27 protein-coding genes are annotated in these 26,570 nt (G+C 73.0%); 17 read left to right on the top strand and 10 right to left on the bottom strand.

Features of this window, described 5'->3' with window-relative positions; genetic code table 11:
• Window positions 1-30 precede the first annotated feature (30 nt).
• Together paaK and paaI are read right to left on the bottom strand one after the other, a co-directional pair.
• Window positions 31-1,347, bottom strand: coding sequence for a phenylacetate--CoA ligase PaaK (gene paaK / locus OVA14_RS05175; protein ID WP_267505193.1), 1,317 nt, complete (start codon window positions 1,345-1,347; stop codon window positions 31-33).
• Window positions 1,348-1,387: 40 nt separating this feature from the next.
• Window positions 1,388-1,852, bottom strand: a complete 465-nt coding sequence (paaI, locus tag OVA14_RS05170; protein ID WP_267505192.1) for a hydroxyphenylacetyl-CoA thioesterase PaaI — start codon at window positions 1,850-1,852, stop codon at window positions 1,388-1,390.
• A 142-nt stretch (window positions 1,853-1,994) separates the two neighbouring features.
• Between paaI and paaA the strand changes: the two genes are divergently transcribed.
• The 8 genes from paaA to OVA14_RS13475 all read left to right on the top strand — a co-directional run bounded on the left by paaA (window position 1,995) and on the right by OVA14_RS13475 (window position 8,415).
• Window positions 1,995-2,984, top strand: coding sequence for a 1,2-phenylacetyl-CoA epoxidase subunit PaaA (gene paaA / locus OVA14_RS05165; RefSeq protein WP_267505191.1), 990 nt, complete (start codon window positions 1,995-1,997; stop codon window positions 2,982-2,984).
• Between the two features lie 42 nt (window positions 2,985-3,026).
• Window positions 3,027-3,332, top strand: coding sequence for a 1,2-phenylacetyl-CoA epoxidase subunit PaaB (gene paaB / locus OVA14_RS05160; protein WP_267505190.1), 306 nt, complete (start codon window positions 3,027-3,029; stop codon window positions 3,330-3,332).
• Window positions 3,329-4,228: a 1,2-phenylacetyl-CoA epoxidase subunit PaaC gene (paaC, locus tag OVA14_RS05155; protein ID WP_267505189.1), complete on the top strand. Its 900-nt coding sequence runs from the start codon at window positions 3,329-3,331 to the stop codon at window positions 4,226-4,228. The genes paaB and paaC overlap by 4 nt, the downstream gene beginning before the upstream one ends.
• On the top strand, window positions 4,228-4,722 hold the full coding sequence (gene paaD, locus OVA14_RS05150; protein ID WP_267505188.1) for a 1,2-phenylacetyl-CoA epoxidase subunit PaaD: 495 nt from the start codon (window positions 4,228-4,230) through the stop codon (window positions 4,720-4,722). Before paaC ends, paaD begins: the two co-directional genes overlap by 1 nt.
• 2 nt (window positions 4,723-4,724) lie before the next feature.
• Window positions 4,725-5,882: a 1,2-phenylacetyl-CoA epoxidase subunit PaaE gene (gene paaE / locus OVA14_RS05145; RefSeq protein WP_420710617.1), complete on the top strand. Its 1,158-nt coding sequence runs from the start codon at window positions 4,725-4,727 to the stop codon at window positions 5,880-5,882.
• A 110-nt stretch (window positions 5,883-5,992) separates the two neighbouring features.
• Window positions 5,993-6,766: an enoyl-CoA hydratase/isomerase family protein gene (locus OVA14_RS05140; protein ID WP_267505187.1), complete on the top strand. Its 774-nt coding sequence runs from the start codon at window positions 5,993-5,995 to the stop codon at window positions 6,764-6,766.
• Between the two features lie 98 nt (window positions 6,767-6,864).
• The gene (locus OVA14_RS05135; RefSeq protein ID WP_267505186.1) at window positions 6,865-7,608 is read left to right on the top strand and encodes a maleylpyruvate isomerase family mycothiol-dependent enzyme; all 744 of its coding nucleotides are present in this window, start codon (window positions 6,865-6,867) and stop codon (window positions 7,606-7,608) included.
• A gap of 57 nt (window positions 7,609-7,665) precedes the next feature.
• Window positions 7,666-8,415: a DUF805 domain-containing protein gene (locus OVA14_RS13475; protein ID WP_324288047.1), complete on the top strand. Its 750-nt coding sequence runs from the start codon at window positions 7,666-7,668 to the stop codon at window positions 8,413-8,415.
• 13 nt (window positions 8,416-8,428) lie between these two features.
• Here the strand turns inward: OVA14_RS13475 and OVA14_RS05125 are convergent, their stop codons facing one another.
• The 5 genes from OVA14_RS05125 to OVA14_RS05105 form a co-directional block, all read right to left on the bottom strand.
• Window positions 8,429-10,030 (bottom strand): DHA2 family efflux MFS transporter permease subunit, encoded by a 1,602-nt coding sequence (locus tag OVA14_RS05125; protein ID WP_267505185.1) that lies wholly within the window; start codon window positions 10,028-10,030, stop codon window positions 8,429-8,431.
• A gap of 150 nt (window positions 10,031-10,180) precedes the next feature.
• The gene (locus OVA14_RS05120) at window positions 10,181-12,706 is read right to left on the bottom strand and encodes an ATP-dependent Clp protease ATP-binding subunit (protein ID WP_267505184.1); all 2,526 of its coding nucleotides are present in this window, start codon (window positions 12,704-12,706) and stop codon (window positions 10,181-10,183) included.
• Window positions 12,707-12,891: 185 nt separating this feature from the next.
• Complete coding sequence (locus OVA14_RS05115; RefSeq protein WP_267505183.1) at window positions 12,892-13,605, bottom strand: hypothetical protein; 714 nt, start codon at window positions 13,603-13,605, stop codon at window positions 12,892-12,894.
• A 101-nt stretch (window positions 13,606-13,706) separates the two neighbouring features.
• Window positions 13,707-14,141: an iron chaperone gene (locus OVA14_RS05110; RefSeq protein ID WP_267505182.1), complete on the bottom strand. Its 435-nt coding sequence runs from the start codon at window positions 14,139-14,141 to the stop codon at window positions 13,707-13,709.
• Window positions 14,142-14,635: 494 nt separating this feature from the next.
• Complete coding sequence (locus OVA14_RS05105; protein WP_267505181.1) at window positions 14,636-15,175, bottom strand: type 1 glutamine amidotransferase domain-containing protein; 540 nt, start codon at window positions 15,173-15,175, stop codon at window positions 14,636-14,638.
• Between the two features lie 453 nt (window positions 15,176-15,628).
• Here OVA14_RS05105 and nrdH point away from each other — a divergent pair, with 453 nt between their 5' ends.
• The 4 genes from nrdH to nrdF are packed head-to-tail and all read left to right on the top strand — an operon-like array spanning window position 15,629 to window position 19,567.
• Entirely contained in the window at window positions 15,629-15,856 is a 228-nt protein-coding gene (nrdH, locus tag OVA14_RS05100; protein WP_267505180.1) for a glutaredoxin-like protein NrdH, read from the top strand.
• A gap of 29 nt (window positions 15,857-15,885) precedes the next feature.
• Window positions 15,886-16,284: a class Ib ribonucleoside-diphosphate reductase assembly flavoprotein NrdI gene (gene nrdI, locus OVA14_RS05095; protein WP_267505179.1), complete on the top strand. Its 399-nt coding sequence runs from the start codon at window positions 15,886-15,888 to the stop codon at window positions 16,282-16,284.
• Between the two features lie 8 nt (window positions 16,285-16,292).
• Complete coding sequence (gene nrdE / locus OVA14_RS05090) at window positions 16,293-18,422, top strand: class 1b ribonucleoside-diphosphate reductase subunit alpha (RefSeq protein WP_267505178.1); 2,130 nt, start codon at window positions 16,293-16,295, stop codon at window positions 18,420-18,422.
• 26 nt (window positions 18,423-18,448) lie between these two features.
• A complete protein-coding gene (gene nrdF, locus OVA14_RS05085; protein WP_267505177.1) occupies window positions 18,449-19,567 on the top strand; it encodes a class 1b ribonucleoside-diphosphate reductase subunit beta in 1,119 nt (372 codons plus the stop codon).
• 83 nt (window positions 19,568-19,650) lie between these two features.
• Here the strand turns inward: nrdF and OVA14_RS05080 are convergent, their stop codons facing one another.
• On the bottom strand, window positions 19,651-19,884 hold the full coding sequence (locus tag OVA14_RS05080; RefSeq protein WP_267505176.1) for a hypothetical protein: 234 nt from the start codon (window positions 19,882-19,884) through the stop codon (window positions 19,651-19,653).
• 519 nt (window positions 19,885-20,403) lie between these two features.
• Here OVA14_RS05080 and OVA14_RS05075 point away from each other — a divergent pair.
• Window positions 20,404-21,036 carry a TetR/AcrR family transcriptional regulator gene (locus OVA14_RS05075; protein WP_267505175.1) on the top strand — a complete coding sequence of 211 codons (633 nt, stop codon included), beginning with the start codon at window positions 20,404-20,406 and terminating at the stop codon, window positions 21,034-21,036.
• A complete protein-coding gene (locus tag OVA14_RS05070) occupies window positions 21,033-21,440 on the top strand; it encodes a TIGR03618 family F420-dependent PPOX class oxidoreductase (RefSeq protein WP_267505174.1) in 408 nt (135 codons plus the stop codon). The genes OVA14_RS05075 and OVA14_RS05070 overlap by 4 nt, the downstream gene beginning before the upstream one ends.
• A gap of 3 nt (window positions 21,441-21,443) precedes the next feature.
• Here OVA14_RS05070 and OVA14_RS05065 read toward each other — a convergent pair whose 3' ends face one another.
• Window positions 21,444-22,658: a glutaminase gene (locus tag OVA14_RS05065; protein WP_267505173.1), complete on the bottom strand. Its 1,215-nt coding sequence runs from the start codon at window positions 22,656-22,658 to the stop codon at window positions 21,444-21,446.
• An 82-nt stretch (window positions 22,659-22,740) separates the two neighbouring features.
• Between OVA14_RS05065 and OVA14_RS05060 the strand changes: the two genes are divergently transcribed.
• Both OVA14_RS05060 and OVA14_RS05055 read left to right on the top strand, forming a co-directional pair.
• Window positions 22,741-23,841: a DUF998 domain-containing protein gene (locus OVA14_RS05060; RefSeq protein ID WP_267505172.1), complete on the top strand. Its 1,101-nt coding sequence runs from the start codon at window positions 22,741-22,743 to the stop codon at window positions 23,839-23,841.
• A gap of 66 nt (window positions 23,842-23,907) precedes the next feature.
• Window positions 23,908-24,120, top strand: coding sequence for a DUF5302 domain-containing protein (locus tag OVA14_RS05055; RefSeq protein ID WP_267505171.1), 213 nt, complete (start codon window positions 23,908-23,910; stop codon window positions 24,118-24,120).
• A 58-nt stretch (window positions 24,121-24,178) separates the two neighbouring features.
• On the opposite strand, the gene OVA14_RS05050 is transcribed toward OVA14_RS05055, so the two are convergent.
• Complete coding sequence (locus tag OVA14_RS05050) at window positions 24,179-24,895, bottom strand: MBL fold metallo-hydrolase (protein WP_267505170.1); 717 nt, start codon at window positions 24,893-24,895, stop codon at window positions 24,179-24,181.
• 97 nt (window positions 24,896-24,992) lie between these two features.
• On the opposite strand from OVA14_RS05050, the gene OVA14_RS05045 reads away from it, so the two are divergent.
• Window positions 24,993-26,378: a DNA recombination protein RmuC gene (locus tag OVA14_RS05045; protein ID WP_267505169.1), complete on the top strand. Its 1,386-nt coding sequence runs from the start codon at window positions 24,993-24,995 to the stop codon at window positions 26,376-26,378.
• The last annotated feature ends 192 nt before the right edge of the window (window positions 26,379-26,570 follow it).

The following is a 26,570-nucleotide window of genomic DNA, read 5'->3' as shown; positions in this document are numbered from 1 at the left end:
GCGGCGCGCTCCTCGACCAGCGGCTGCCCCTCAGCCCTGGTCGCGCAGGTCGTAGACGCGCTTGTACTTGCCCTCCGAGCGCGGTAGGGAGCCCGAGGGCACGACCTCCACGTCGACGGAGGTGCCGATCCGCTCCTTGATGCGCGCCTTCAGCACCTCGGCGGCAGCGGTCTCGATCACGGGCTTCACGCCCGGCGTGCACTCGATCTTCACGACGAGGCCGTCCATGCGGCCGCGCTGCACGAGCTCGAGCACGAAGTGGGGCGTGAGGTGCTCGATCTCGAGCGCGATCTCCTCGATCTGCGTCGGGAAGAGGTTCACGCCGCGGAGGATGATCATGTCGTCGTTGCGGCCCGTGATCTTCTCGATCCGCCGCATCGCGGAGCGCGCAGAGCCCGGCAGCAGCCGCGTGAGGTCGCGCGTGCGGTAGCGCAGCACCGGGAACGCCTCCTTCGTGAGCGAGGTGAAGACCAGCTCGCCCATCTCGCCGTCGGCCACGGGCTCGAGCGTCTCGGGGTCGACGACCTCGGGCAGGAAGTGGTCCTCCCAGATGTGCGGGCCGTCCTTGGTCTCGACGCACTCGCTGCCGACGCCCGGCCCCATCACCTCCGACAGCCCGTAGATGTCGACGGCGTCGATGTCGAGGCGCGCCTCGAGCTCGCGCCGCATCTCGTTCGTCCACGGCTCGGCGCCCAGCACCGCCACCTTGAGGCTCGTCTGCCGCGGGTCGAGCCCCTGCGCCTCGAAGGCGTCGGCGATCGTCAGGAGGTAGGAGGGGGTGCAGAGGATGGCGTCGGGCTCGAAGTCGCGGATCAGCTGCACCTGCCGCGCGGTCTGCCCGCCCGAGACGGGGATCACGGTGCAGCCGAGCCGCTCGATGCCCGCGTGCGCGCCGAGGCCGCCGGTGAAGAGGCCGTAGCCGTACGCGTTGTGCACCTTCCAGCCCCGCCGGATGCCGGCGGCGCGCAGCGAGCGCGCGACGACGTCGGCCCAGCGGTCGAGGTCGCCCGAGGTGTAGCCGACGACGGTGGGGCGGCCCGTGGTGCCGGAGGAGGCATGGATGCGCGCCACCTCGTCCATCGGCACCGCGAACATGCCGAAGGGGTAGCTCTGGCGCAGGTCCTCCTTCGTGGTGAAGGGGATGCGGCGCAGGTCGTCGAGCGAGCGGATGTCGTCGGGGTGCACGCCCGCCTGGTCGAGCTTCTGCCGGTAGACCGGCACGTGCTCGTAGGCGTGGCGGACGCTGGCCTGCAGGCGCTCGAGCTGCAGCGCGCGCAGCTCGTCGAGGGTCAGGCGCTCGGCGAGGTCGAGGGTGTCGGGCTCGGCAGCGGCGGCGGTGCGGGGCATGCGGACTCCTTCGTCGGCGGCGGGTGGAGGCGGGGGCCGGTCAGGCGGGCGCGGAGGCGCCGGGCACCTCGGGCAGCGGCCGGTCGGTGGTGAACGAGCGGCCGCGGAACTCGGCCACGACCTCGCCGTCCTGGTCGACGACGCGCACGTCGTAGAGGCCGTTGCGGCCGGAGCGCCAGCGGCGCTCCGCGGTGGCGGTGAGGCGGGAGCCCACGTGCGAGGCGCGGGCGAAGGCGATGTCGGCGCCGGCGGCCACGGTGACGCGGCCGTCCTCGTTGCACGCGTAGGCGAAGGCGGTGTCGGCGAGCGCGAAGACGTAGCCGCCGTGCGTGATGCCGAAGCCGTTGGCCATCTCGTCCCGCACGGTCATCGAGAGCACGGCGCGGCCGCGCTCGAGCTCGTCGATCGTCACGCCCATCGCGTCCTTGGCGGTGTCGGTGCGCGCCATGATCGTCGCGGCCCAGCTGGGGTCGAGGTCGGGCACGAGGCCCGTCGTTCCGGTCATGCGCTCTCCATCGAGTCGGCGGCCGGGCGGGGCGCGGAGCGTCGTCGCCCGGAGCTCGACGCCCCCTCGACGGGCGCGTCGTGGTCCACTATACTCACTGAACGTTCGATCAGTAATTCCGATCTGCGAACAGGAGCCGACGATGACGCTGACCCCCGAAGCCCCCGCCGCCGGGCCCGCCCCCGAGGCGACCGAGGCCGAGCTGCAGGCGCGCTTCGACGCGCTCATCGAGGCCGACCAGCGCATCGAGCCGCGCGACTGGATGCCCGACGCCTACCGCAAGACGCTCATCCGCCAGATCTCGCAGCACGCGCACTCCGAGATCATCGGCATGCAGCCCGAGGGCAACTGGATCTCGCGCGCGCCGAGCCTGAAGCGCAAGGCCATCCTCATGGCCAAGGTGCAGGACGAGGCCGGCCACGGGCTCTACCTCTACTCCGCGGCGCAGACGCTCGGCATCAGCCGCGAGGAGATGACCGAGCAGCTCATCGCCTCGCGCGCCCGCTACTCCTCGATCTTCAACTACCCCACGCCCACGTGGGCCGACATGGGCGCCATCGGCTGGCTCGTCGACGGCGCCGCGATCTGCAACCAGGTGCCGCTGTGCCGCGCCTCCTACGGCCCCTACGGCCGCGCGATGGTGCGCATCTGCAAGGAGGAGTCGTTCCACCAGCGCCAGGGCTTCGAGATCCTGCTCGAGCTCAGCCAGGGCACGCCCGAGCAGCACCGGATGGCGCAGGAGGCCGTGGACCGCTGGTACTGGCCGTCGCTCATGATGTTCGGCCCGCCCGACGACGAGTCGCCCAACTCGGCGCAGTCGATGGCGTGGAAGATCAAGCGCTTCTCGAACGACGAGCTGCGCCAGCGCTTCGTCGGCATGCTCGTGCCGCAGGCCGAGGTGCTCGGGCTCACGCTGCCCGATCCGAACCTCCGCTGGAACGAGGCGGAGGGGCAGTGGGACATGTCGGAGATCGACTGGACCGAGTTCCACGAGGTGCTCGCCGGCCGCGGCCCCGCGAACGCGCAGCGCATCCAGCACCGCCGCGACGCCCACGAGCAGGGCGCGTGGGTGCGCGAGGCCGCCGCCGCGTACGCGGAGAAGCAGGCCGCCGAGGCCCGCGCCGCGGCCTGATCGCGACCAGATCCCAGACCGACCGAGCAAGAGGAGACGAGGATGTCGACCCCCGGTGACGTGGCAGGCGAGGCCTGGCCGCTCTACGAGGTGTTCGTGCGCGCGAGCCGGGGCCTCAGCCACGTGCACGTCGGCTCGCTGCACGCCCCCGACGACGACATGGCGCTGCGCAACGCGCGCGACCTCTACACGCGCCGCAACGAGGGCGTCTCGGTGTGGGTGGTGCGCTCGACCGCGATCACGACGAGCGACCCCGACCAGAAGGGCGCGTTCTTCGAGAGCCCCGCGGGCAAGAACTACCGCCACGCGAAGTACTACGAGAAGAGCGCGGAGGTGCCGCACCTGTGAGCCCCCAGCCCCCCGCGAACGAGCGACGCAGCGCAGCCGCGGTCGACGCCGCCTACGAGGCCGAGGCCGCCGAGGCGCACGGCGACGTCACCGTCGACGAGCTCGACCTCGCCGCCGAGCTCGCTGGTGCCGGCGGCACCGCCTCCGAGGACGTCGCGGAGTACGCCCTGCGCCTCGGCGACGACGCCCTCATCCTCAGCCAGCGCCTCGGCTGGTGGATCTCGCGCGCGCCCGAGCTCGAGGAGGACATGGCGCTCGGCAACATCGCGCTCGACCTCCTCGGCCACGCCCGCTCGCTCCTCCACTACGCCGGCACCGCCTCCGGCCGCAGCGAGGACGACCTCGCCTACTGGCGCGACGAGCCGGAGTTCCGCTGCGCGTGGCTCTTCCAGCAGCCGAACGGCGACTTCGCGCACACGATCGTGCGCGGCCTCATCGCGAGCGCCTGGATGCAGGAGCTCTACACGGCGCTGTCGTCCTCGTCGGATGCGACGCTCGCGGCGATCGCGGCGAAGGCCGTGAAGGAGGTCGCCTACCACCGCGACCACGCCGTGCAGTGGACGCTGCGGCTCGCGGGCGGCACCGAGGAGTCGCGCGCGCGGCTGCTCGTGGCGCTCGCCGACACCTGGCCCTACACCGACGAGCTCTTCCGCGACGACGCCCTCACCGAGCGCCTCGACGGCGTCGTCCCCGCGCCCTCGAGCCTGCGCGCCGGCTACGACGAGGTCGTCGGCGCCGTGCTCGCCGAGGCGGAGATCGCGGAGGCCGAGTTCGTGAGCTCGAAGATCGGCCAGTCGTCCGGCGGCGGCCGCCAGGGCCACCACTCCACCCACCTCGGCCCGCTGCTGGCCGAGATGCAGGTGCTCGCGCGGCGCCACCCGGGGGCGACGTGGTGATGGTGCAGACCCTCGACGTCCAGCGCGCCCGCCGCGTCGCCGCGGCGGTCGTCGACCCCGAGGTGCCCGTGCTCACGATCGACGACCTCGGCGTGCTCCGCGACGTGCGCGAGGAGGCCGGCACGATCGTCGTGACCCTCACGCCCACCTACTCGGGCTGCCCCGCGATCGACCAGATGCGCGACGACGTGCTGCTCGCGCTCACCGCCGAGGGCTTCCGCGACATCCGCGTCGACTTCACGCTCTCCCCAGCCTGGACGACCGACTGGATGTCCGAGGCCGGCAAGGCGAAGCTCGAGGAGTTCGGCATCGCGCCGCCCACGCACCGCGCGGGCGAGCGGCAGGGCCCGATCCCGCTCTCGCTCGGCGTCCAGTGCCCGCGGTGCCGCTCGCTGCGGACGCGCGAGGTCTCGCGCTTCGGCTCGACCGCGTGCAAGAGCCACTTCGAGTGCCTCGCGTGCCTCGAGCCCTTCGACCACTTCAAGGTGCACTGACGATGGCCGCGATCAACCTGGGCAGCACCGGGCTCCCCTCGGCGGGCCTGCCCGGCGGCACCGCGACGGCCCGACGCCGCGGGCGCTTCCACCGCCTCGCCGTCGCCGACGTGCGGCCGCTCACCGCCGACTCCGTCGAGGTCACCTTCGCCGTGCCGGAGGCCCTGCAGCACGAGTTCGCCTACGTCGCGGGCCAGCACCTCGCGCTCCGCGCCGAGGTCGACGGCCACGAGCTGCGCCGGAGCTACTCGATCTGCCGCCCGCCGAGCCCCGGCTCCATCTCGGTCGCGATCAAGCGCGACCTGGGCGGCCGGTTCTCGACCTGGGCGAACGAGGAGCTCGAGCCCGGCACCGAGATCGACGTCATGAGCCCCCAGGGCACGTTCACGTCGAACCTCGAGTCGCTCGCGGGCGCGCACGTCGTCGGCATCGCCGCGGGCTCCGGCATCACGCCGATGATGGCGCTCGCGCACGAGGTGCTCGCGGGCTCCCCCGACGCCACGTTCTCGCTCGTGTTCTCGAACCGCTCGACGCTCGACGTGATGTTCGTCGAGGAGCTCGCCGACCTCAAGGACCGCTACCCGGCGCGCCTCGCGCTGCACCACGTGCTCTCGCGCGAGCAGCGCGCGTCGCCGCTCATGTCGGGCCGCATCGACGAGGAGCGGCTGCGGGCCATGCTCGGCTCGATCATCCGTCCGGACTCGGTCGACGAGTGGTTCCTGTGCGGCCCGTTCGAGCTCGTGCAGCTGTGCCGCGACGTGCTGGAGGACGTGGGCGTCGACGCGGCGCACGTGCGCTTCGAGCTGTTCACGACCGGTCGGCCGCTCGACGCCGGCGGCGACCGCGGGCGACCCGTGGAGGCGAAGGCGGGCGAGGAGGCCTGGACGCTCGACTTCACGCTCGACGGCCAGTCCTCGCAGGTTCGCAGCCCCGTGGCGGCGCGCGAGTCGATCCTCAACGCGGCGCTGCGCGTGCGACCCGACGTGCCCTTCGCGTGCGCGGGCGGCGTGTGCGGCACGTGCCGCGCGCGCGTCGTCGAAGGCAGCGTCTCGATGAGCGAGAACTACGCGCTCGAGCCCGACGAGCTCGAGCGCGGCTACGTGCTCACGTGCCAGTCGCACCCCAAGGGCGAGCGCGTCGTCGTCGACTACGACGTCTAGCCCCTCCACCCCTCCGCCTCTGCAGGCTCAGCGGCGAGCAGACGCGATGGTCGCGCCCGCGCGCAGCTGAGCCTGCGACGCTGGAAGCACCACCGAACGAAGGAGTCCGGATGATCGACCTCAGCATCGACGGCGGCGTCGCCGAGATCGCGCTCGTGGCGCCCGAGCGACGGAACGCGCTCGACGAGTCCGCGATCGCCGAGCTCTCGGAGGCGTACGCCGAGGCCGAGCGCGCGGGCGTCCGCGCGCTCGTGCTGCGCGGCGAGGGCAAGGGCTTCTGCGCGGGCCGCGACATCAGCCGCGTCGACCCGCGCGAGGACGACGTCGAGGGCTTCCTCGCGGGCCGCGTGCAGCCGCTGCTCGAGCGCATGAGCGCGTTCCCCGCCCCGACGTTCGCGGCGGCGCACGGCGCCGCGCTCGGGGTCGGCCTCGGCCTCCTCATCGCCACCGACGTCGTCTACGTCGCGGAGTCGGCCAAGCTCGGCAGCCCGTTCGCGGCACTCGGCGCCACCCTCGACTCGGGCGGCCACGCCCTGTTCGTGGAGCGCCTGGGCGCGCATCGCACGCTCGACCTCATCTACTCCGGCCGCCTCATGACGGGCGCGGAGGCCGTGGCGGCGGGCCTCTTCTCGCAGGCGCTGCCCGACGACGAGGTGCTCGACGCCACCCGCGCCGCCGCGGCCCGCGCGGCGGAGGGGCCGACGCAGGCCTTCCTCGCCTCGAAGCGGCTCGTCGCCGCGATCCGCGACGAGCGCCTGGGCCTGTGGCGCTCGATGGCCGACGAGAACCGCGCGCAGGCGGCCCTGTGCGACACCGCCGACTACCGCGAGGGCTTCGCCGCCTTCCAGCAGAAGCGCCCGCCCGTCTTCACCGGCCGCGGCTGAGCTCTCAACCGGTCCTGTGGTCGGCAGACGCAATAATCGCGCCTGCCGACCACTGACCCGGTTGAGATCGGGCGGGTGGTGCGTCGTACGCTCTCGGCATGGCTGAGCAGGCGCATCCGGCGCTCCCCGACCGCGATCGGCTCGCGCGGCTCGCCGAGCTGCAGGCGGCGTTCCTCGCGAGCGCCGAGCGTGCCGATCCCGCGACGAAGGTGCCCTCGTGCGGCCGCTGGGACGTGCGGCAGCTCGTCGTGCACCTCGCCCGCATCCACCACTGGGCCGCCGCGCAGGCCGAGCGCCGGCAGGAGGTGCCGCTCGGCCGCGGACCCTTCGACCTGCCCGCGCTCTACGCCGCGTGCGCCGCGGAGCTGCGCGAGGCGCTCGCGCGCCTCGACCCGGATGCGCGGGCCTGGACGCTGCTCGACGACGGCATCCCGCGGGCCGAGCAGACCGGCACCGTCGCCTTCTGGCACCGCCGTCAGCTGCTCGAGACGCTCGTGCACCTGTGGGACCTCCGCATCGCCACGGGCGAGGGCTGCGCGGGCGACGACGCCGACTGGCTCGACTGCCTCGACGAGGTCGTCGGCACGATGCACCCGCGGCAGGTGCGGCTCGGCCGCGCGCCCGCACCCGAGGCCCGCGTGACGCTCGCGCCCGAGGACGTCGACGGCACCTGGACCCTGCAGGGTGCGCCCGCGGACGCCCCGGAGGTCGTCGTGCGCGGGCCGGTCCGCTCGCTCGCGCTGCTCGCGTGGGGCCGCGCGAGCCTCGACGACGCCGCGCTCGACGTCGACGGCGACCGCGCCCTCGCCGCGGCCGAGCTCGCGCGCGGCCTGACGCCCTAGGCGTCACGGGAGGTCGCCGCGTTCGCCGCCGCCGCTGGCGTGCGGGATGATGGATGCATGACCAACCCGAACCCGGTTCCGCTCGGCCAGCCGCTCGTCGGCGCGTCGTTCGGCCAGGCCGTCCGCCGCTTCTTCCGGCAGTACGTCGGCTTCTCGGGTCGCGCGAGCCGCAGCGAGTTCTGGTGGGCGATGCTGCTCGTGCAGCTCATCGTGCTGCCGGCCACGATCCTGCTGGTCGTCGCGTCGCTCGGCACGGTGCCCGCGATCATCGCGGCCGCGGCGACCGAGGACGAGGCTGCCATCGGCGTCGCGGTGACGACCATGATCGGTTCCACCTTCCTCGCATCCGGCGTCGTGCTGCTGGTCTCGCTCGCGCTGACGCTGCCGCTGCTCGCGCTGTACTGGCGCCGACTGCAGGACGCGGGCTTCCACGGCGCGTGGTCGCTGCTCTCGCTCGTGAGCCTCGGCATCGTGCCCTTCGTGATGGCCTGCCTGCCGCCGAGCCCTGCGGGCGTCCGCTTCGACCCCGCGACGCGAGCGGCGTGGGCGGGTGCGCAGCACTACGGCACGGCGCAGCCCTACGGCGGCGCACAGCCCTACGGCACGGCGCAGCCCTACGGCGCGGCCGGCCAGCCGTACGCCGCTCCGGCCCAGCCCTACGGCGCGCCGATGCAGCCCTACGGTGCCCCGGCCCAGCCGTTCACCGCGCCCGCCGAGGGCCGCGGCGGCGCCGAGCAGCCCTACGGCCCGCCGCCGTCGAGCGGCCCCTACGGCGCGTCGACGCCGCCGCCCGAGCAGCAGCGCTGACCGCACGGGCCGCTCAGCCCTCCTCGGTCGCCGCGGGCCGGATCCGCAGGCTCGAGAGCAGCCCCACCACGAGCGCGGCCGCGGCGATCCAGCCCGCGAGCGCCGTGCCGTCGGTCATGGCGGCGCGTGCAGCCTCGGCCACGGCGGCCGTGCGCGGGTCGGCCGCGAGCGCCTGGATCGAGCCGCCCGAGCTCGCGGTGATCGCGTCGACGGCGGCCTGCAGGCCCGGCTGGGCCGCGACCGCCTCGGCGAGCCGATCGGCCGTGCCGGAGGCGAGGGTGCTGAAGAAGGCGGTGCCGAGCACGGCGATGCCGAGGGCCGAGCCCATCTGCCGCGCGGTCGACTGCGTCGCCGAGCCCTGGCCGCTGCGCTCGACCGGCACGTCCGCCAGCACCACGCTCGTGAGCTGCGCCGTGGCGAGGCCCACACCGATGCCGTAGACGAAGAGCGCGGGCGACGTGAGCCACGCGGTGCTGTCGGGCCGGATGAGCAGCGCGAGGCCCGCGATCGCCGCGATCTCGAGCGCGAGGCCGATCCGCACGACGACGATGGGGGCGATCCTGCGCGAGAGCGCCGCGACGGCGCCGCTGGCCACGAACGAGCCGATCGCGAGGGGCAGCAGGGCGAGGCCCGCCTCGAAGGCCGTGAAGCCCAGCACGTTCTGGAACCACAGCGGCAGCGAGAGGATGAGCCCGAACTCGCCGAAGCTCACGATGAGCGCCGTGACGTTGCCGTTCGCGAACGAGCGGATGCGGAAGAGCGAGAGGTCGAGGATCACGCCCTTGCCCGCCCGCGAGCGCCGCAGCTCGACGAGCACGAAGGCGGTGAGCACGACGGCCGCGAGCGCGAAGGCGACGGGCACGGGCGAGAGCGGCCCGATCGCGAAGGGCGCGTCGGCGCTCGCCTCCCACCAGCCGTAGCTGCGGCCCTCGATGAGGCCGAAGACGAGCGCGCCGAAGCCGACGATCGACAGCAGCGCCCCGATGAGGTCGAGCCGCTGCGCGCCCGAGCCCTCGCGCGACTCCGCGACGAAGAGCAGCAGGCCCGCGACGATGAGCACGCCCACGGGCACGTTGATGCCGAACGCCCAGCGCCAGCTCGCGTGCTCGGTGAGCCAGCCGCCCAGCAGCGGACCGACGGCCGCCATGCCGCCGATCGTCGAGCCCCAGACGGCGAAGGCGATGCCGCGCTCGCGACCGCGGAAGTTCGCGTTGAGCAGCGCGAGCGTCGTGGGCAGGATCATCGAGCCGCCGAGGCCCTGCAGCGCGCGGCCCGCGATGAGCAGCGGCCCGCTGTCGGCGAGCGCGCACGCGATGCTGGCGACGACGAAGACCACGACGCCCACGAGCATGATCCGCCGCCGCCCCACCCGGTCGGCCACGCGGCCCCACGTGAGCAGCAGGGCCGCGAAGAGCAGCGTATAGATCTCCTGCACCCACTGGATCTCGGTGCTCGAGATGCCGAGGTCGGCGACGATCGTGGGCACGGCGACCGAGACGATCGTCGAGTCCATGATGATGATCGCGACGCCGAGGCTGATGGCGAGGAGGCCCCACCATCGGTAGCGCACGAAGCGGTCCTGCTGGGTGGCATCGGAGGCGGTGCGCTGCGCCATGGGGCTCCTCCCGTCGGACGGACAGCGCAACTGTAGTCTCCCTACGCATCGAGCGCATCGGGGTGGCCTCCATGAGGCGCCGGGGATCCGCCATGGACCGCCGAGGGCCGGCCCGTGCCCGGACCGCCCCTCGGCGTGCACGGCGAGACCTCACGTCGCGGGCGTCGTCCGCTCCTCCGCAGCCTCGACCGTCAGCGCGCCGCCCTCGATGTCGACGCGGACGACGCCGGACTCCAGCCCGTCGACGACGAGGTCGGCCACCCGATCCTCGACCTCGCGCTGGATCAGGCGGCGCAGCGGCCGCGCGCCGTACTCGGGCTCGGCGCCGTGCTCGGCGAGCCAGTCGAGCGCAGCGTCGGTCGCCTCGAGCCGCAGGCCCCGCGCCGCGAGACGGGTGCCCACCCGCTCGAGCAGCAGCGTCACGATCTGCCGCAGCTGCTCGCGCTCCAGCCTGCGGAAGAGCACGATCTCGTCGATGCGGTTGATGAGCTCGGGGCGCATCTGCTCGCGCAGGCGGCCGAGCACCTTCGCGCGCAGCTCCCCCTCGCTCCCCCGCCCGTCGCCGGCGTGGAAGCCGATCGGCCCCGCCTTCGAGGCCAGGACCTCCGAGCCGAGGTTCGAGGTCATGATGACGACGGTGCTGCGGAAGTCGACGGTGCGGCCCTGCCCGTCGGTGAGGCGGCCGTCCTCGAGCACCTGCAGGAGCAGGTTGAAGACGTCGGGGTGCGCCTTCTCGATCTCGTCGAGCAGCACGACCGAGTACGGCTGGCGCCGCACGCGCTCGGTGAGCTGGCCGGCCTCGTCGTAGCCGACGTAGCCGGGAGGGGCGCCGATGAGGCGCGCGACCGTGTGCCGCTCGCCGAACTCCGACATGTCGAAGCGCACGAGCGCGCCCTCCGAGCCGAACAGGCTCGTCGCGAGCGCCTTCGCGAGCTCGGTCTTGCCCACGCCCGTGGGGCCGAGGAACAGGAACGACCCGATGGGCCGCCCAGCGTCGCCGAGGCCCGACCGCGAGCGCCGCACGGCCTTCGCGACGGCCGAGACCGCCTCGTCCTGCGCGACGACGCGCTCGTGCAGCTCCTCCTCCAGGCGCGCGAGCCGCTGCCGGTCGCCCTCGGTGAGGCGGGAGGCGGGGATGCCGGTGGCGCGCGCGACGACCTCGGCGATGTCCGCCTCGTCGACGACGCCGTCCTCGCCGGAGCCCGACTCGATCGACGCGGCGATCGCGGCGATGCGGTCGCGGAGGTGCGTGGCCTCCTCGAACTCCTCGGCCTCGACGGCGGCGCGCTTCTCGTCCTCCAGGTGCGCCTTCTCGCGCTCGAGCGACTCGAGGTCGACCTTGGCGCCCAGCCGCAGGCGCAGCCTGGCGCCCGCCTGGTCGATGAGGTCGATGGCCTTGTCGGGCAGGAAGCGGTCGCTGATGTAGCGGTGCGAGAGCTCGACCGCGGCGGCGATGGCCTCGGGCGTGTAGCTGACGCGGTGGTGCGCCTCGTAGGCGGGCCGCAGGCCGTCGAGGATGGTGATGGCGTCCTCGACGCTCGGCTCGGCGACCATGACGGGCTGGAAGCGGCGGGTGAGCGCGGCGTCCTTCTCGATGCGGCGGTACTCGGCGAGCGTCGTCGCGCCGATCATGTGGAGGTCGCCGCGGGCCAGGCGCGGCTTCAGGATGTTCGCGGCGTCCATGCCGCCCTCGCCTCCGGAGCCGGCGCCGAGGATCGTGTGCAGCTCGTCGACGAACACGATGAGCTCGTCCTTGTGGGCGGTGATCTCGTCGACGGCCTTCGTGATGCGCTCCTCGAAGTCGCCCCGGTAGCGGGTGCCGGCGACCATCGCGGTGAGGTCGAGGGCGACGACGCGCTTGCCCACGAGCTGCTTCGGCACCGCGCCGTCGACGATCGCGCGGGCGAGGCCCTCGACGATCGCCGTCTTGCCGACGCCGGCCTCGCCGATGAGCACGGGGTTGTTCTTGGTGCGGCGGCTGAGGATCTCGATGGTCTGCTCGATCTCGTCGGCACGGCCGATGACGGGGTCGAGGCCGCCGCCGCGGGCGCGCTCGGTGAGGTCGTCGCCGAACTCGTCGAGGGTCGGGGTCGTGGAGTCGGGGTCGACCTCGGCGGCGCGGCGGCGCTCGAGGCCGCCGCGCGCCTCCTGCTGCGCCTCCATCGCGGCGCGCTGCAGGGCCTCCTGGGTGACGCCGGCAGCCTGGAGCAGGCCGCCCGCGGCGCTGTCGCCCGCGAGCAGGAAGGCGAAGAAGAGGTGCTCGGGGTCGATGTAGCTCGAGCCGTTGGCGCGGGCGATCTGGTAGGCGTCGCGGAGCGCGCGCTGCGCCGAGGGGGTGAGCGCCGGCCGCCCCTCCGCGGCCGTGCCGCCCTCGGCGGGCAGGCGGTCCTCGACGGCCGTGCGGAGCGCCTCGAGGTCGGCGCCCGAGCCCCGCACGGCCTGCTCCACCTGCGGTACCTCCGTGAGCGCGCGCAGCAGGTGCAGCGCGTCGACCTCCGCGTGGCCGTGGGAACGCGCGTGCTCGACGGCGCTCGCCATCACCGAGGATGTGCGGCGCGAGACGAGGCGCGAGAGGTCGATCGCGCGCTGCGCGGGCAGGCGCTGCTCGCGCAGGATGCGCGCGATGAAGTCCTCGTAGGATCCGTCGGCCCCGAAGGGCCCGTAGATGGCTGCCACTCGTGCATCCCTCCTGGTCGGCGTGCTGCGTGCGGTCGAACTTGAGTCGACTCCACTCAGATGTGAACGCCTCCAGAGCGCTGCGATTCCCTGCTGGGGGCCGCCGGGGTTCGCCGAGCGCGAACGCGGCCGACCCCCGCCACAGCGACCGTGCTGGCGTCTGCCGCGGCTCGGCCTCCGCCGGCTCAGGGCGCCGCGACGCCGAAGGCGCTCTCGAAGAGCAGCCCGCGTGCGAGCGGCCCGTTCATGGCGTCCGCGGCGGCCCCCTCCGTCGGGAAGCCCACCGTGAAGGTGCGCAGCACGACGTCGTCGTGGCCGCCCACGGTCTCCTGCGACGACGAGATGCCGAAGCCGCCGGAGTCGGCGAGCACGATGTCGCCGTGGGCGGTCGCGAGCGTCGACGGCTCGAGGTGCGCGACGCTCGGGTCGGCCAGCACCGCGCCGAGGGGCGCGCCGCGGTAGAGCTCGACGAGCACGTGGGGCCCGCGGGCGCCCGCGGCCGTCCAGAGGATGCAGTGCACCGCGAGCTCGCCGCCCGCGGCCGTCGCGGCGGGGAAGCCGCCGCCCACGATGATGCCGTCGAAGGGCTCGAGCGCGAACCCCTGCTGCACCCAGCGCGCGGCGAGCGGCGAGGCCCCGATGTCGTCGCACGACCCGGGGGTCGGCGGCGCCGCATCGGGCGTCGGCGCGGGCACGGCTACGTCGTCCGGCCCGGCGCCCGCGTCGAGGGTGGGCGTCGGAGAGGCGGTCGGGGTCGCCGAGGCGTCGGCGGCCGCGCTCGGCGACGCCTCGGCACTCGCGCCCCGCTCGTCACCGGGCGCCAGCGCGCCGGGCGCGCAGCCCGCGAGCATCGTCGCGAGCACCAGGGCGGTCGCCGCGCGCACGAGACCGGATCGCATCCGCACCTCCTCGTCGGAGGTCGAGCATGCGCCCGCCGGATGCGCGTCGACTGTGAGCGGCCGTCCCGGTCGGGCCGCAGCCGGCCGATCGGCGCCCCGGCTCAGCCGGCGGCCCTCCGCACGAGCGCGGCGATGCGCTCGCGCGTGGCCGACGAGGTGCCCACGAGGGCGTAGGAGGCGGGCCACAGCTCGCCGTCGTCGAGCGCGGCCTGGTCCTGGAAGCCGAGCGTGCCGTAGCGGGTGCCGAACTTCGAGGCCTGCTGGTAGAACACGAGCACCTTGCCGTCGCGGGCATAGGACGGGAAGCCGTACCAGGTCTTCGGGTCGAGGTCGGGGGCGACCTCGGTGACGACGTCGTGCACCATCTGCGCGATCGCCCGGTCGGGCTCGGGGAGGCCCGCGATGGCGTCGAGGCAGTCCTGCGCCTCGCGCTCCCGCTTGCTGCCGCCCGTGCGGCTCGCCTGCCGCTTGAGCTCGGCCGCGCGCTGCTTGACCGCCGCGCGCTCCTCCTTCGAGAGGGTGTCGTCGCCCGCCATGTCGTCCTCCTCGTCGTCGCGCGCCCTGCGCTGCTCCGATCATGGCGCGGCCGGCGGCGCTGCGCTGCCCCGATCCTGCTCGCCCTCGTCGCGCAGGAGAGCCCTGCACGCATCGGGGACCCCTCGGCGCATCGGCGACCCCGCCTGGCGGGCCCCGGATGCGCGACGGGGTCCGCGATCCGAGCGGCACGGCGGATCGCAGGCGAGGGCTTCGCGCGCCACGGGGGCGGAGCGCCCCCGCGCCCCGCCCCCGCGCCCGAGCGCGCTCGGGCCGGCTGCCGGCCGACGCCGCCCCCGGCATCGACCTCCCGGCAGCCGCGTCGGGCAGGGCCGCCCGTCCGCGCGTGCGGCCGGCGACCCTCACCTCCATCCCATCGGAGCGCCGGTCGGCGCGCAGGCCCGCCCGTCACGCGGCGTCACGCACGACGACGGCCGCCCCGCGATGCGCGGAGCGGCCGTCGGGGCCGTGCGCCGGAGGACCGGCGTCGGGAGGGTCAGCGCGGGTGCACGCCCTCGGCGATCTCCTCGAGCACCTTGTCGTTGAAGGCGGGGAGGTCGTCGGGCGTGCGGCTCGAGACGAGGCCCTGGTCGGTCACGACCTCCTCGTCGACCCACGTCGCGCCCGCGTTGACGAGGTCGGTGCGGAGCGTGGGGTAGCTCGTGATGGTGCGGCCCGAGACGCCGCCGGCCTCGATGAGGATCCACGCGCCGTGGCAGATGACGCCGATCGGCTTGCCGCTCTCGACGAAGCGCTTGACGAGCGCCACCGAGGGCTCGTCGATGCGGATCTTGTCGGCGTTCACGACGCCGCCGGGCAGCACGAGGGCGTCGAAGTCGTCGGCCGAGGCCTCGCTCGAGAGCATGTCGACGGTCGCGACGTGCCCGTTCTTGCCGGTGAGCTCGCCCGCAGCGGGAGCGACGAGCGTGGGGGCGCCGCCCGCGCCCTGCACCGCCTCCCAGGGGCTCGTGAGCTCCGAGTCCTCGTAGCCGTCGGTCAGGACGAACGCGACCTTCTTGCCGGTGATGTCGGCCATGTGCCGCTCCTCTCGGTCGTGGATGGGGTACGTCCGAGACGCTATCCCCGGGGTCTGGACGGCGCGTGTGCGGCCGCCATGCGGGGCCCCGGAGCCGGCACGTCCGCCCGTGCGCATGTGGGTGGCCGGGCGTAGCGTCGAAGCATCGTCGAGACCCCCGGAGGCAGCGATGCGGACCGCGAACCACACCGGTGTGATTCGTCTCCGGCGTGTCGCGCAGATCCGTCGAAGCCGTCTGCACAGCTGTGCGCGACCGCTCTCCACAGCCGATTCCGCGCCGTTCCGCGGCGGGAATGACACCTGTGGAGTCCTTGTTGACACAGGTGTGGAGAAACACACCATGTTGTGGCGTTGCTCCGCGGCAGACCCCACATATAGTGGGAGCCCGGCCCCGGCCGCACAGCATCCAGCACCCAGCACCAGCACCGCCCAGATCACGAGGGAGCGCCGCTCATGACCGTCACCGTCTACTCCAAGCCGGCCTGCGTCCAGTGCACGATGACCACCCGCGCGCTCGACGCGCAGGGCATCGAGTACGAGATCTTCGACGTCACCGCCGACGACAAGGCGCTCCAGACCGTCAAGGACCTCGGCTACATGCAGGCCCCGGTCGTCATCGCCGACGCCGACCACTGGTCGGGCTTCCAGCCCGACCGCATCAAGGCGATCGTCGCGGCCTGAGCCGAGGCGTGACGGCGTCGGGGGAAGCCGTGGCATCGGTGGTCTACTTCTCGAGCGTGTCGGGCAACACCGCGCGCTTCGTCGAGAAGCTCGGCCGCCCGGCCACGCGCATCCCCCTCCACGCCACCGAGCCGCCGCTCGAGCAGCACGAGCCCTACGTGCTGATCGTCCCCACCTACGGGGGCGGCGACGGCAAGGGCGCGGTGCCCAAGCAGGTGATCCGGTTCCTCAACGACGAGCAGAACCGCAAGCACCTGCGCGGCGTCGTGAGCACGGGCAACACCAACTTCGGCGCGGGCTTCTGCATCGCGGGCGACATCATCGCCCGCAAGTGCGAGGTGCCGCACCTCCACCGGGTCGAGATCTTCGGAACCCCTGACGACGTGCGCGTCGTCAACGAGCGATTGGACGCACTATGGCGACAGTGACGCCAGAGATGACCACGGGCAAGGCCTCGGCGATGGACTTCCACTCGCTGAACGCGATGCTCAACCTCTACGGCCCGAACGGCGAGATCCAGTTCGACAAGGACCGCGAGGCTGCCAACCAGTACTTCCTGCAGCACGTCAACCAGAACACGGTCTTCTTCCACTCCCTCAAGGAGAAGCTCGACTACCTCGTCGAGAACGAGTACTACGAGGGCGAGGTGCTCGAGCAGTACTCGTTCGAGTTCATCAAGTCGCTCATGAAGCGCGCCTACGGCTACAAGTTCCGCTTCCCCACGTTCCTCGGCGCCTTCAAGTACTACACGTCGTACACGCTGAAGACCTTCGACGGGAAGCGCTACCTCGAGCGCTACGAGGACCGCGTCGTCAACGTCGCGCTCGCGCTCGCCGAGGGCAACGAGCAGCTCGCCGAGGCCTACGTCGACGAGATGGTGAACGGCCGCTTCCAGCCGGCCACGCCCACCTTCCTCAACGCGGGCAAGAAGCAGCGCGGCGAGCTCGTCTCCTGCTTCCTCCTCCGCATCGAGGACAACATGGAGTCGATCGGCCGCTCGATCAACTCGGCCCTGCAGCTCTCGAAGCGCGGCGGCGGCGTGGCGTTCAACCTCACGAACATCCGCGAGTACGGCGCCCCGATCAAGCAGATCCAGAACCAGTCCTCCGGCGTCATCCCCGTGATGAAGCTCTTCGAAGACAGCTTCTCGTACGCGAACCAGCTGGGTGCCCGTCAGGGCGCGGGAGCGGTGTACCTGCAGGCGCACCACCCCGACATCATGCGGTTCCTCGACACCAAGCGCGAGAACGCGGACGAGAAGATCCGCATCAAGACGCTCTCGCTGGGCGTCGTGATCCCCGACATCACCTTCGAGCTCGCGAAGAAGGGCGAGGACATGTACCTGTTCTCCCCCTACGACGTCGAGCGCGTCTACGGCAAGCCGTTCTCGGACATCTCGGTCACCGAGAAGTACCACGAGATGGTCGACGACGCCCGGATCCAGAAGAAGAAGATCAACGCGCGCGAGTTCTTCCAGACGCTCGCCGAGATCCAGTTCGAGTCGGGCTACCCGTACATCATGTTCGAGGACACGGTGAACCGGGCCAACCCCATCGACGGCCGCATCAACATGTCGAACCTCTGCAGCGAGATCCTGCAGGTGAACACGCCCTCGGCGTACGACGACGACCTCGGCTACGAGGCGATCGGCAAGGACATCTCCTGCAACCTCGGCTCGATGAACATCGCGCTGTCGATGGACTCGCCCGACTTCGGCAAGACGGTCGAGACGGCGATCCGCGCCCTCACCGCCGTCTCCGACCAGTCGGACATCGGCTCGGTGCCCTCGATCGCCCGCGGCAACTCGATGAGCCACGCCATCGGCCTCGGCCAGATGAACCTGCACGGCTACCTCGGCCGCGAGCGCATCCACTACGGCTCCGAGGAGGGCCTCGACTTCACGAACATCTACTTCTACACGGTGCTGTTCCACGCCCTCCGCGCGTCGAACCTCATCGCGCAGGAGAAGGGTCAGGTGTTCGACGGCTTCGAGCGCTCGAAGTACGCCACGGGCGAGTTCTTCGACAAGTACACCGAGCAGGAGTGGGCGCCGGCCACGGCCCGCGTCCAGGAGCTGTTCGACACCTCGGAGATCCGCATCCCCACGCAGCAGGACTGGCTCGAGCTCAAGGCGAAGGTCCAGGAGCACGGCATCTACAACCAGAACCTGCAGGCGGTGCCGCCGACCGGCTCGATCTCGTACATCAACAACTCGACGTCGTCGATCCACCCGATCGCGTCGAAGATCGAGATCCGCAAGGAGGGCAAGATCGGGCGCGTCTACTACCCGGCGCCCTTCATGACGAACGACAACCTGGAGTTCTTCCAGGACGCGTACGAGATCGGCCCCGAGAAGATCATCGACACCTACGCCGCGGCGACGCAGCACGTCGACCAGGGCCTGTCGCTGACGCTGTTCTTCAAGGACACCGCCACCACCCGCGACATCAACAAGGCCCAGATCTACGCCTGGCGCAAGGGCATCAAGACGGTCTACTACGTGCGACTCCGCCAGCTGGCCCTCGAGGGCACAGAGGTGGAGGGTTGCGTCAGCTGCATGCTGTGACGCTGGGGAACGACGGAGAGAACGACATGGACACGCAGGACACCAAGGCATCCGCCTTCGACGAGCTCACCGACTCGCCCGTGCCCGCCGAGGAGGCGAGCGCGGCGATCGAGGCCGAGCGCAGCGAGGTCGGCGAGGCGCTCGGCGCCGGCAAGCCGCAGACCGCGGCCCAGGAGCGCCAGCACCGGCACAACCACCTCGTGCAGGCGATCAACTGGAACCGCATCCAGGACGACAAGGACCTCGAGGTCTGGAACCGCCTGGTGAACAACTTCTGGCTGCCCGAGAAGGTGCCGCTGTCGAACGACGTGCAGTCGTGGGGCACGCTCACGCCCGAGGAGCAGAAGCTCACGATGCGCGTGTTCACGGGCCTCACGCTGCTCGACACCATCCAGGGCACGGTCGGCGCGGTCTCGCTCATCCCGGATGCGCTGACGCCGCACGAGGAGGCGGTGCTCACGAACATCGCCTTCATGGAGAGCGTGCACGCGAAGTCGTACTCGTCGATCTTCTCGACGCTCGCGTCGACGAAGGAGATCGACGACGCCTTCCGCTGGTCGACGGAGAACCCGTACCTGCAGCGCAAGGCCGAGATCATCATCGACTACTACGAGGGCGACGACCCGCTGAAGCGCAAGGTCGCCTCGACGCTGCTCGAGTCGTTCCTCTTCTACTCGGGCTTCTACCTGCCGATGTACTGGTCGAGCCACGCGAAGCTCACCAACACGGCCGACATGATCCGCCTCATCATCCGCGACGAGGCCGTCCACGGCTACTACATCGGCTACAAGTTCCAGAAGGGCTACGAGAAGCTCTCGGAGCAGGAGCAGGCCGAGATCAAGGACTACACGTACTCGCTGCTCTACGAGCTCTACGAGAACGAGTCGAAGTACACGGCCGACCTCTACGACTCGGTCGGCCTCACCGAGGACGTCAAGAAGTTCCTGCACTACAACGCGAACAAGGCGCTCATGAACCTCGGGTTCGAGCCCCTGTTCCCGTCGACGGTGACCGACGTCAACCCGGCGATCCTCTCGGCCCTGTCGCCGAACGCCGACGAGAACCACGACTTCTTCTCGGGGTCGGGCTCGTCGTACGTGATCGGCAAGGCCGTCGCGACCGAGGACGACGACTGGGACTTCTGATCCCCGCAGCGTCCGCAGCAGCACGAAGGCCCCGCACCAGCAGGTGCGGGGCCTCCGCCGTCCCCGGCCGCGGGCGTCGCGGCTCAGCCGTTTCCCGCCGGGTCGAGCAGCCAGTGGTAGCGCAGCCGCAGCGCGCGCTCGGTGCTCGCGAGCGCCGTCGCGAGGCCCACTGCGACCGTCTCCCACACCCCCAGCCGGATCGGCGAGACGAAGCTCCACCCCAGCCGCTCGACGACGGGCGGCAGCTCGGTGACGCGCTGGGCGAGCTCGAGCCCGAGCAGGGTCGCCCCGACGAGCAGCACCGCGACCGAGAGCACGCCGATCGCGCGGCTCAGCGCGGGCCGCTCGCGGGCGAGCCGAGCGCGCCGCCCGGCGCCGGAGCGCGGATGCGGCGCCAGCCTGCCGCTCGCGCCCCGCGTGATCGACGTAGTGGCACCGGCGGAGCCCGAACTGCGTGGCCGCGACCTCGATCGCGCCGCCCTCCACGGGGAACCGCGCCGGCATCCTGGAGACCGCCGCCTGCAGGCCGTCGCGATGCAGCCTCGCCCGCACGACCCCGTCGGAGGCGTCGCCGGAGTGCCGCACGTCGACGGCGTAGACCACCGCACCGGCCGCGCCCTCGAGCCGCAGCTCGAAGAGGGAACGGGTGAGCTGCTGCCACCAGCGGTACGGCCGCAGCGGTCGACCGTCGCCCGCGCGCACGCGCCGCTCGACCCATCGCTGCCGCCACCTGGCCTGCGCCATCGGATCCTCCTGCACTAGTACGGTGTACCAGTCAGCAGGCTAGCACGCTGTACCAGTAGGGTGGAAGCACCGACAGGCAGAGGAGGCCAGGCATGGCGCAGGCGCAGCGCAGCACGCGAGACCGCATCCTCATCGCGGCCGCCGAGCTCATCGGCGAGGACCCCGCGACGTCGCTCAGCGTCCGCTCGGTCGCCGCGCGCGCGGGCGTCAGCGTCGGCTCCCTGCGGTTCCAGTTCCCGACGCAGCGCGAGCTGCACGACGCCGTGCTCGCCGGCATCGTCGAGCACGTCGCGCCCGACGACGGGATCCACGACACCTCCCTCCCCGCGCACGACCGGCTCGCCGCGTGCCTGCACCGCGTCGTGGGCCTCGTCGGCATGGGCGACGAGGCGCGGCGCAGCTGGATGCGCGTCGTCGACGCCTACATGGCCGCGCCGCCGAGCGAGGCGGCGCGCGCCGGCTACGTGGCGCTGGTGCGCCAGGGCGAGCGCCGCATCGAGCACTGGCTGGGCGTGCTCGCCCAGGAGGACGCGCTCGACCCGGTCGGCATCCCGGCGGCCGCGAGGTTCCTGAGCGCCGTCGTCGACGGGCTCTCGCTCGCCCGCGGCATGCCGACCGAGACCTCGGCCCTCACCACCGAGGCGCAGACCCTCGCGCTCGCCACCGAGGCCGTGCTGGGCCCGCGCCGTGCGGCGCAGGCCGCCCCCACTACCGTGGACGCATGACGACGACGCCGAGCCCCGAGGCCATCGAGTTCCTGCGGAAGCCGAACCCCGCGGTCATGGCGACCCTCGCGAAGGACGGCCGTCCCGTCGCCGTCGCGACCTGGTACCTGCTCGAGGACGACGGCCGCATCCTCGTCAACCTCGACGCGGAGCGCGTGCGCCTCGCCCACCTGCGCCGCGATCCGCGCTTCGCGCTCGACGTCATCGACGGCGAGAACTGGTACACCCACGTGTCGCTGCAGCTGGAGGTCGACGAGATCCGCGACGACGACGGCTTCGCAGGCATCGACGCGCTGTCGCGCCACTACGGCGGGCGGCCCTACCCCGACCACGAGCGGCCGCGCGTCGACGTGCGCGCCCGCATCCTGCGCGCCTCGGGCTGGGGCGCGTTCCAGGGGGAGTAGCCCTCAGCGCTCGAGGTGCCCGTCCGGATCCTCGACGCGCACCTCGTGGCCGTCGAGCTCGAGGCGGCGGACGCCCTCCCGCAGCATCCGGCGGCCGACGTCGTTCGTCGAGGTCACGCGCGTGAGGTCGAGCACGAGCGCCGCGCCGTCCTCCGGCACGTCCTCCAGCTCGCGGAGCGCGACCTCGGCGGCCGCGAAGTGCATCGGGCCCTGCAGCGCCACCTCGCGCACGCCGTCACCGTCGCGATCGGGCTCGACCACGCCGTAGAGCACGTGCGCGGCGACCTCGGGCGCCTGCATGAGGTGGAGGCCCATGTCGCTCGAGAGGCGCTCGCACGCGCGCACCGCGCGCACGCTGTTGCCGAACTCGTCGAGCGGCGGCGAGAACGCCCCGATGCCCACCTGCCCCGGCAGCGCGCCCAGCACGCCGCCCGCGACGCCGCTCTTCGCCGGGATGCCGACGGTGCTCATCCAATCCCCCGCCGCGTCGTACATCCCGCAGGTCGCCATGACCGAGAGCACCTGGCGGCAGACCCACGCCGGCACCACCTGCTCGCCCGTCACGGGGTTGCGGCCGCCGGCCGCGAGGGTCATGGCCATGACGGCGAGGTCGCGCACGTCGACGAGCAGCGAGCACTGGCGGATGTAGCCCTCGACCGCCTCGTGCGGCTCGCCCTCGAGCTTGCCCTGCGCGTGCACCATGTAGGCGAGCGCCATGTTGCGGCTCGCGGTGCCGAGCTCCGAGGCGCAGACCGCCTCGTCGACCTCGAGCTCGCGCCCCGCGAAGGCCGAGAGCCCGCGCACGACCCGCTCGACGCGCTGCTCGCCCGTCGTGCTCGCGTCGCCCACGAGCGCGTGCGCCGTGATCGCGCCGATGTTGATCATCGCGTTGCGGGGCCGGCCGCTCGCCTCGAGCGAGATCTCGTTGAAGGCATCGCCCGAGGGCTCGACGCCCACGTGCTCGGCGACGGTCTCGAACCCGCGGTCGGCGAGCGCGAGGGCATACGCGAAGGGCTTCGAGATCGACTGGATGGTGAAGCGGTGCTGGGCGTCCCCCGCCGCGTAGACGGTGCCGTCGATCGTGCAGAGCGCGAGCGCGAAGAGCGCCGGATCGGCCTCGGCGAGCTCGGGGATGTACGCCGCCACCTCGCCCTCGGCGCCTCCGGCGCCGCACTCCCGCAGCACGTCGTCGAGATGGTCGGGCACCGGAGTCCGCATGCCGCCACGCTATCGGCGCCGCCCGAGCGGACGGTCACCGGGCCGTGCTTCCATCGAGGGCATGGCGGAGGCGCGGCGAGGCATGACCGGGACGAGCGCGGCGCGCGAGCACGCTGGGAGCGCGGAGCGCCGCGTCGAGGGCCGGGCGATCGCGGCGGCGTGGACGGGCTTCGGCGTGGGCGTCGTCGCGGGACTGGTCGCGCTCGCCGGCGAGCCGCGCCCGATCGCGGGCGAGGGCTCGGTCGCGCTCCCGGCCGCGGGCATCGCGGCGATCGTGACCGCCGCCTCCTTCGCCGCGTCGTGGCTGCTGCACCGGCGCGACGAGACCGCCCCGATGCCCGGCTGGCAGCGCGCGGTCTCCACGGCCTCCGGCGCCGCGCTCACCGTCGCGTTCGCCGCGGTCGCCTACCTCGGCGCGCTCGCGGGCGCCGAGGTGCTCGCGCGCGGCCTCGTCGGGCTCGCGGCGCCGCCCGTGCTGGGCGCCGCGCTCACGGGCGTCGCCTGCGCGGCCGGCGCCTGGCTCGCGGCGCAGGCCGGCGCGGCGCTGCGCACGCGCGACCTCGCGACGCTGCTGTTCGTGTTCCTCGCGATCGGCACGGTGCTCGCGATGCTCACGAGCGACGACCCGCGCTGGTGGCAGCGCCACTTCTCGCAGCTGGGCGTGGGCGGCGGGCCCGGCGCCTGGGCGTTCAACGGCACGATCGTGGTGGCGGGCCTGCTCGTGGCGGTCATCGGCCTCTACCTCGGCCGCGACCTGCACCGCTGGCTCGGGGATGCGGCGCTCCCGCGCATCGCGGGCGTCGTCGGCGGCTTCGTGCTCGCCGGCGCGCTGCTCGCGGGCGTCGGCGCCTTCCCCCTGCCGGATGCGCGGCTCGTCCACAACATCGCGGCCTTCGGCTCGATCGCCGCCTTCGCCGCCACCGCGGCGCTGCTGCTCGCGGTCATCCCCGAGCGGCCGCTCCCGCTCGTGCTCACCACGGCGGGCCTCGGCGCAGGCGTCGGCGCGGCGCTGCTGCTGTGGCGCCCGCTGGGCCTCCTCAACGTCGCGGCGCTCGAGGCGATCGCCGTCGGCCTCGCCTTCGTGTGGCTCACGACGCTCGTGCGCACGATCGCGACGGTCGCACCCGATGCGTCCCGGCCCTCCGGCGCGCGCTCGCCGCTCCGCCCGGGCCTCGGCGCGTGAGCCCCGCAGGCGCGGTCGTCGGCCGGGCGACTCGACACCGCGCCCCCGAGCGGGCAGGGTGAAGGCATGACAGCGCACGATGAGGCCGAGCAGGCCACCCCGCAGGACACCCCCGAGGGCACCGAGTCGCCCGAGGACGCCCAGCGGCGCAAGTTCCGCGAGGCGCTCGAGAAGAAGAAGCAGGGCCACCACGGCGCCGGCATGACCTCGAACGCCGGCGTGTCCGCCGTGAGCGGGCCCGCCGTCGCCAAGCGGATGCACCGCCGGAAGTCCGGCTGACCCCACCCGTCGAGAGCCTCCTCGGCACCGCGTGCTCGCGGCGCCCGGGGAGGCTCCGCTATGCGCGCAGGTAGGCGAGCTGCGCGGCGAGCGACGCCTCGGCCGCGTCGCGCACCGAGGGGTCGACCTCGGCGTACACGACGTCGGCGACCTGCTCGAGCGAGGCGTCCTCGCCGAGCGCGCGCAGCGCCTCCCGCACCTGCTCGAGACGCTGCATGCGGTGCGCGCGGTACGCCCGCGCGGCCTCGGCGACCGACGCGAGCGACTCGCCGTGGCCGGGCAGCGCCTCGAGGTCGCCGAGCGCCTCGAGGCGGTCGAGGCTCTCGAGGTAGGGCCCCACGGCGCCGTCGGGGTGCATGATGACGGTCGTGCCGCGCCCGAGGATCGTGTCGCCCGTGAGCACCGCCTGGCCCGGCACGACCACGCACATCGAGTCGCGCGTGTGCCCGGGGGTGGCGAGGATGCGGATGGTGCCGCCCTCCACCTCGATCTCCTCGCCGTCGACGAGGGCCGCACCCGCGTAGCAGCCGTGCCGGTCGATGCCGCGCACCTGCGCGCCCGTGGAGCGGGCGAGCTCCACCGCGCCCTCGGTGTGGTCGAGGTGGTGGTGCGTCACGAGCACGAGCCCGGGGCGCAGAGCGGCGAGCCGCTCCAGGTGGTCGGGATCCGCGGGGCCCGGGTCGACGACGACCCGACCGCCGACGACGTACGTGTTCGTGCCGTCGAGGGTCATGGGACCGGGATTGGGAGCGAGGATGCGCTCGATCGCGATCATGCCCCCACGCTATCGACGCCGCGAGGGCGCCCCTGGGCGCGCGCTCAGCGTGGCGCGCCGCCCCGGCGATGTCACCCGCCTCTGCTCCCATGGGGGCATGGATCCGATCGCCCTCGTGCTCACCGCCCTCGCCGTCCTCGCCGCCGCCGGGCTCGGCGTGCTGCTCGGGCAGCGGCTCGGGCGCGCGGGCGCCGCAGCCGAGGGCGCGCCGCGCGGGAGCGGCTCGAGGTCGTCGCGGCCGAGCGCGAACGGGAGCGCGACGCGGCCGAGCGCCGCCACGCGGCCCAGGCTCGGCGAGGTGCGGGCCGAGGCGGAGCGCCGCGTGCGCGAGGAGCGCGAGCGGGGGCGCGAGGCGATCGCGGAGATCCAGCAGGACGCCGCACGACGCGCCGACGAGTTCGCGCAGCTCAGCCGCGCCGCGCTCGAGCGCAACTCCGCCGTCTTCCTGGAGCAGGCCGAGGAGCGCCTGCGCCGCTCGCAGACCGAGGGGGCGGCCGAGCTCGCGAAGCGCGAGGAGGCGGTGCGGCAGCTCGTGGCACCGCTCACGAAGTCGCTCGAGACCGTGCAGGGCGAGGTGACCGCTGCCGAGCGGGCGCGGGCCGAGGCCGGCGCCGCGCTCGCCGAGCAGCTCGCCGCCATGCGCTCCTCCTCCGAGCAGCTCACGCTCGAGACCCGGCAGCTCGTCACGGCCCTCCGCGCGCCCCAGGTGCGCGGGCGCTGGGGCGAGATGCAGCTGCGCCGCGTCGTGGAGGCCGCAGGCATGGTCGAGCACGTCGACTTCACCGAGCAGGCGCACCACGTCACCGACGACGGCGCCCTCCGGCCCGACATGCTCGTGCACCTGCCGGGCGACAAGCGCGTCGTCGTCGACGCCAAGGTCGCCTTCCACGGCTACCTCGAGGCGATGGAGGCTCGCGACGACGCCACGCGCAGCCAGCGGCTCGACGCGCACGCGCGGCACCTCCGCGAGCACATCGACCAGCTCGGCGGCAAGGCGTACTGGCAGACCGTGCAGGGCACCCCGGAGTTCGTGGTGATGTTCGTGCCGGCCGAGACCTTCCTCAGCGCCGCGCTCGAGCGCGATCCCACGCTGTTCGAGCGGGCCTTCCAGAAGGACGTCGTGCTCGCGACCCCGGCCACCCTCGTGGCGCTGCTGCGCACCGTCGGCTACACCTGGCGCCAGGAGCAGCTCACCGCGGAGGCCCAGCAGGTGCTCACCGTCGGCCGCGAGCTGCACAAGCGCCTCGGCACGATGGGCACGCACCTCACGACGCTCGGCAAGCGGCTCAACAGCGCCGTCGAGGCGTACAACGCCTTCAACAGCTCGCTCGACCGCAACGTCGTGACGCAGGCGCGGCGCTTCTCGAGCCTGCAGGGCCTCGAGCCCTCGCTCGAGCGCACCCCGCCGCTCGAGGTGCTGGCCGTGCCGGCGCAGAAGCCCGACCTGCACGCCGAGGGCGCGACGAGCGACGCCATCGCCTGAGCGGCGAGCGACCGACCGGCTCCACGAGGGCGCGTGCCGCGGGGTGCGCGCCCTTCGTCGTCCCAGGCGCAGCCGATGGCATGCCGACGCAGACGACCGAGGCCACCGCGCCCGATTGCGTTCCTTCGGGGAACGGACACGCGGACCGTGCCGCAACAAGGGCCCTCTGGAGGAACGACGAAAGGGCCCGTG

Origin of the sequence: Agrococcus sp. SL85, from assembly GCF_026625845.1 — a bacterium.
Taxonomy (GTDB): Bacteria; Actinomycetota; Actinomycetes; order Actinomycetales; family Microbacteriaceae; genus Agrococcus.
The sequence above is the reverse complement of the archived record's forward strand: the minus strand, read 5'-3'. Positions and strand labels throughout refer to the sequence as shown.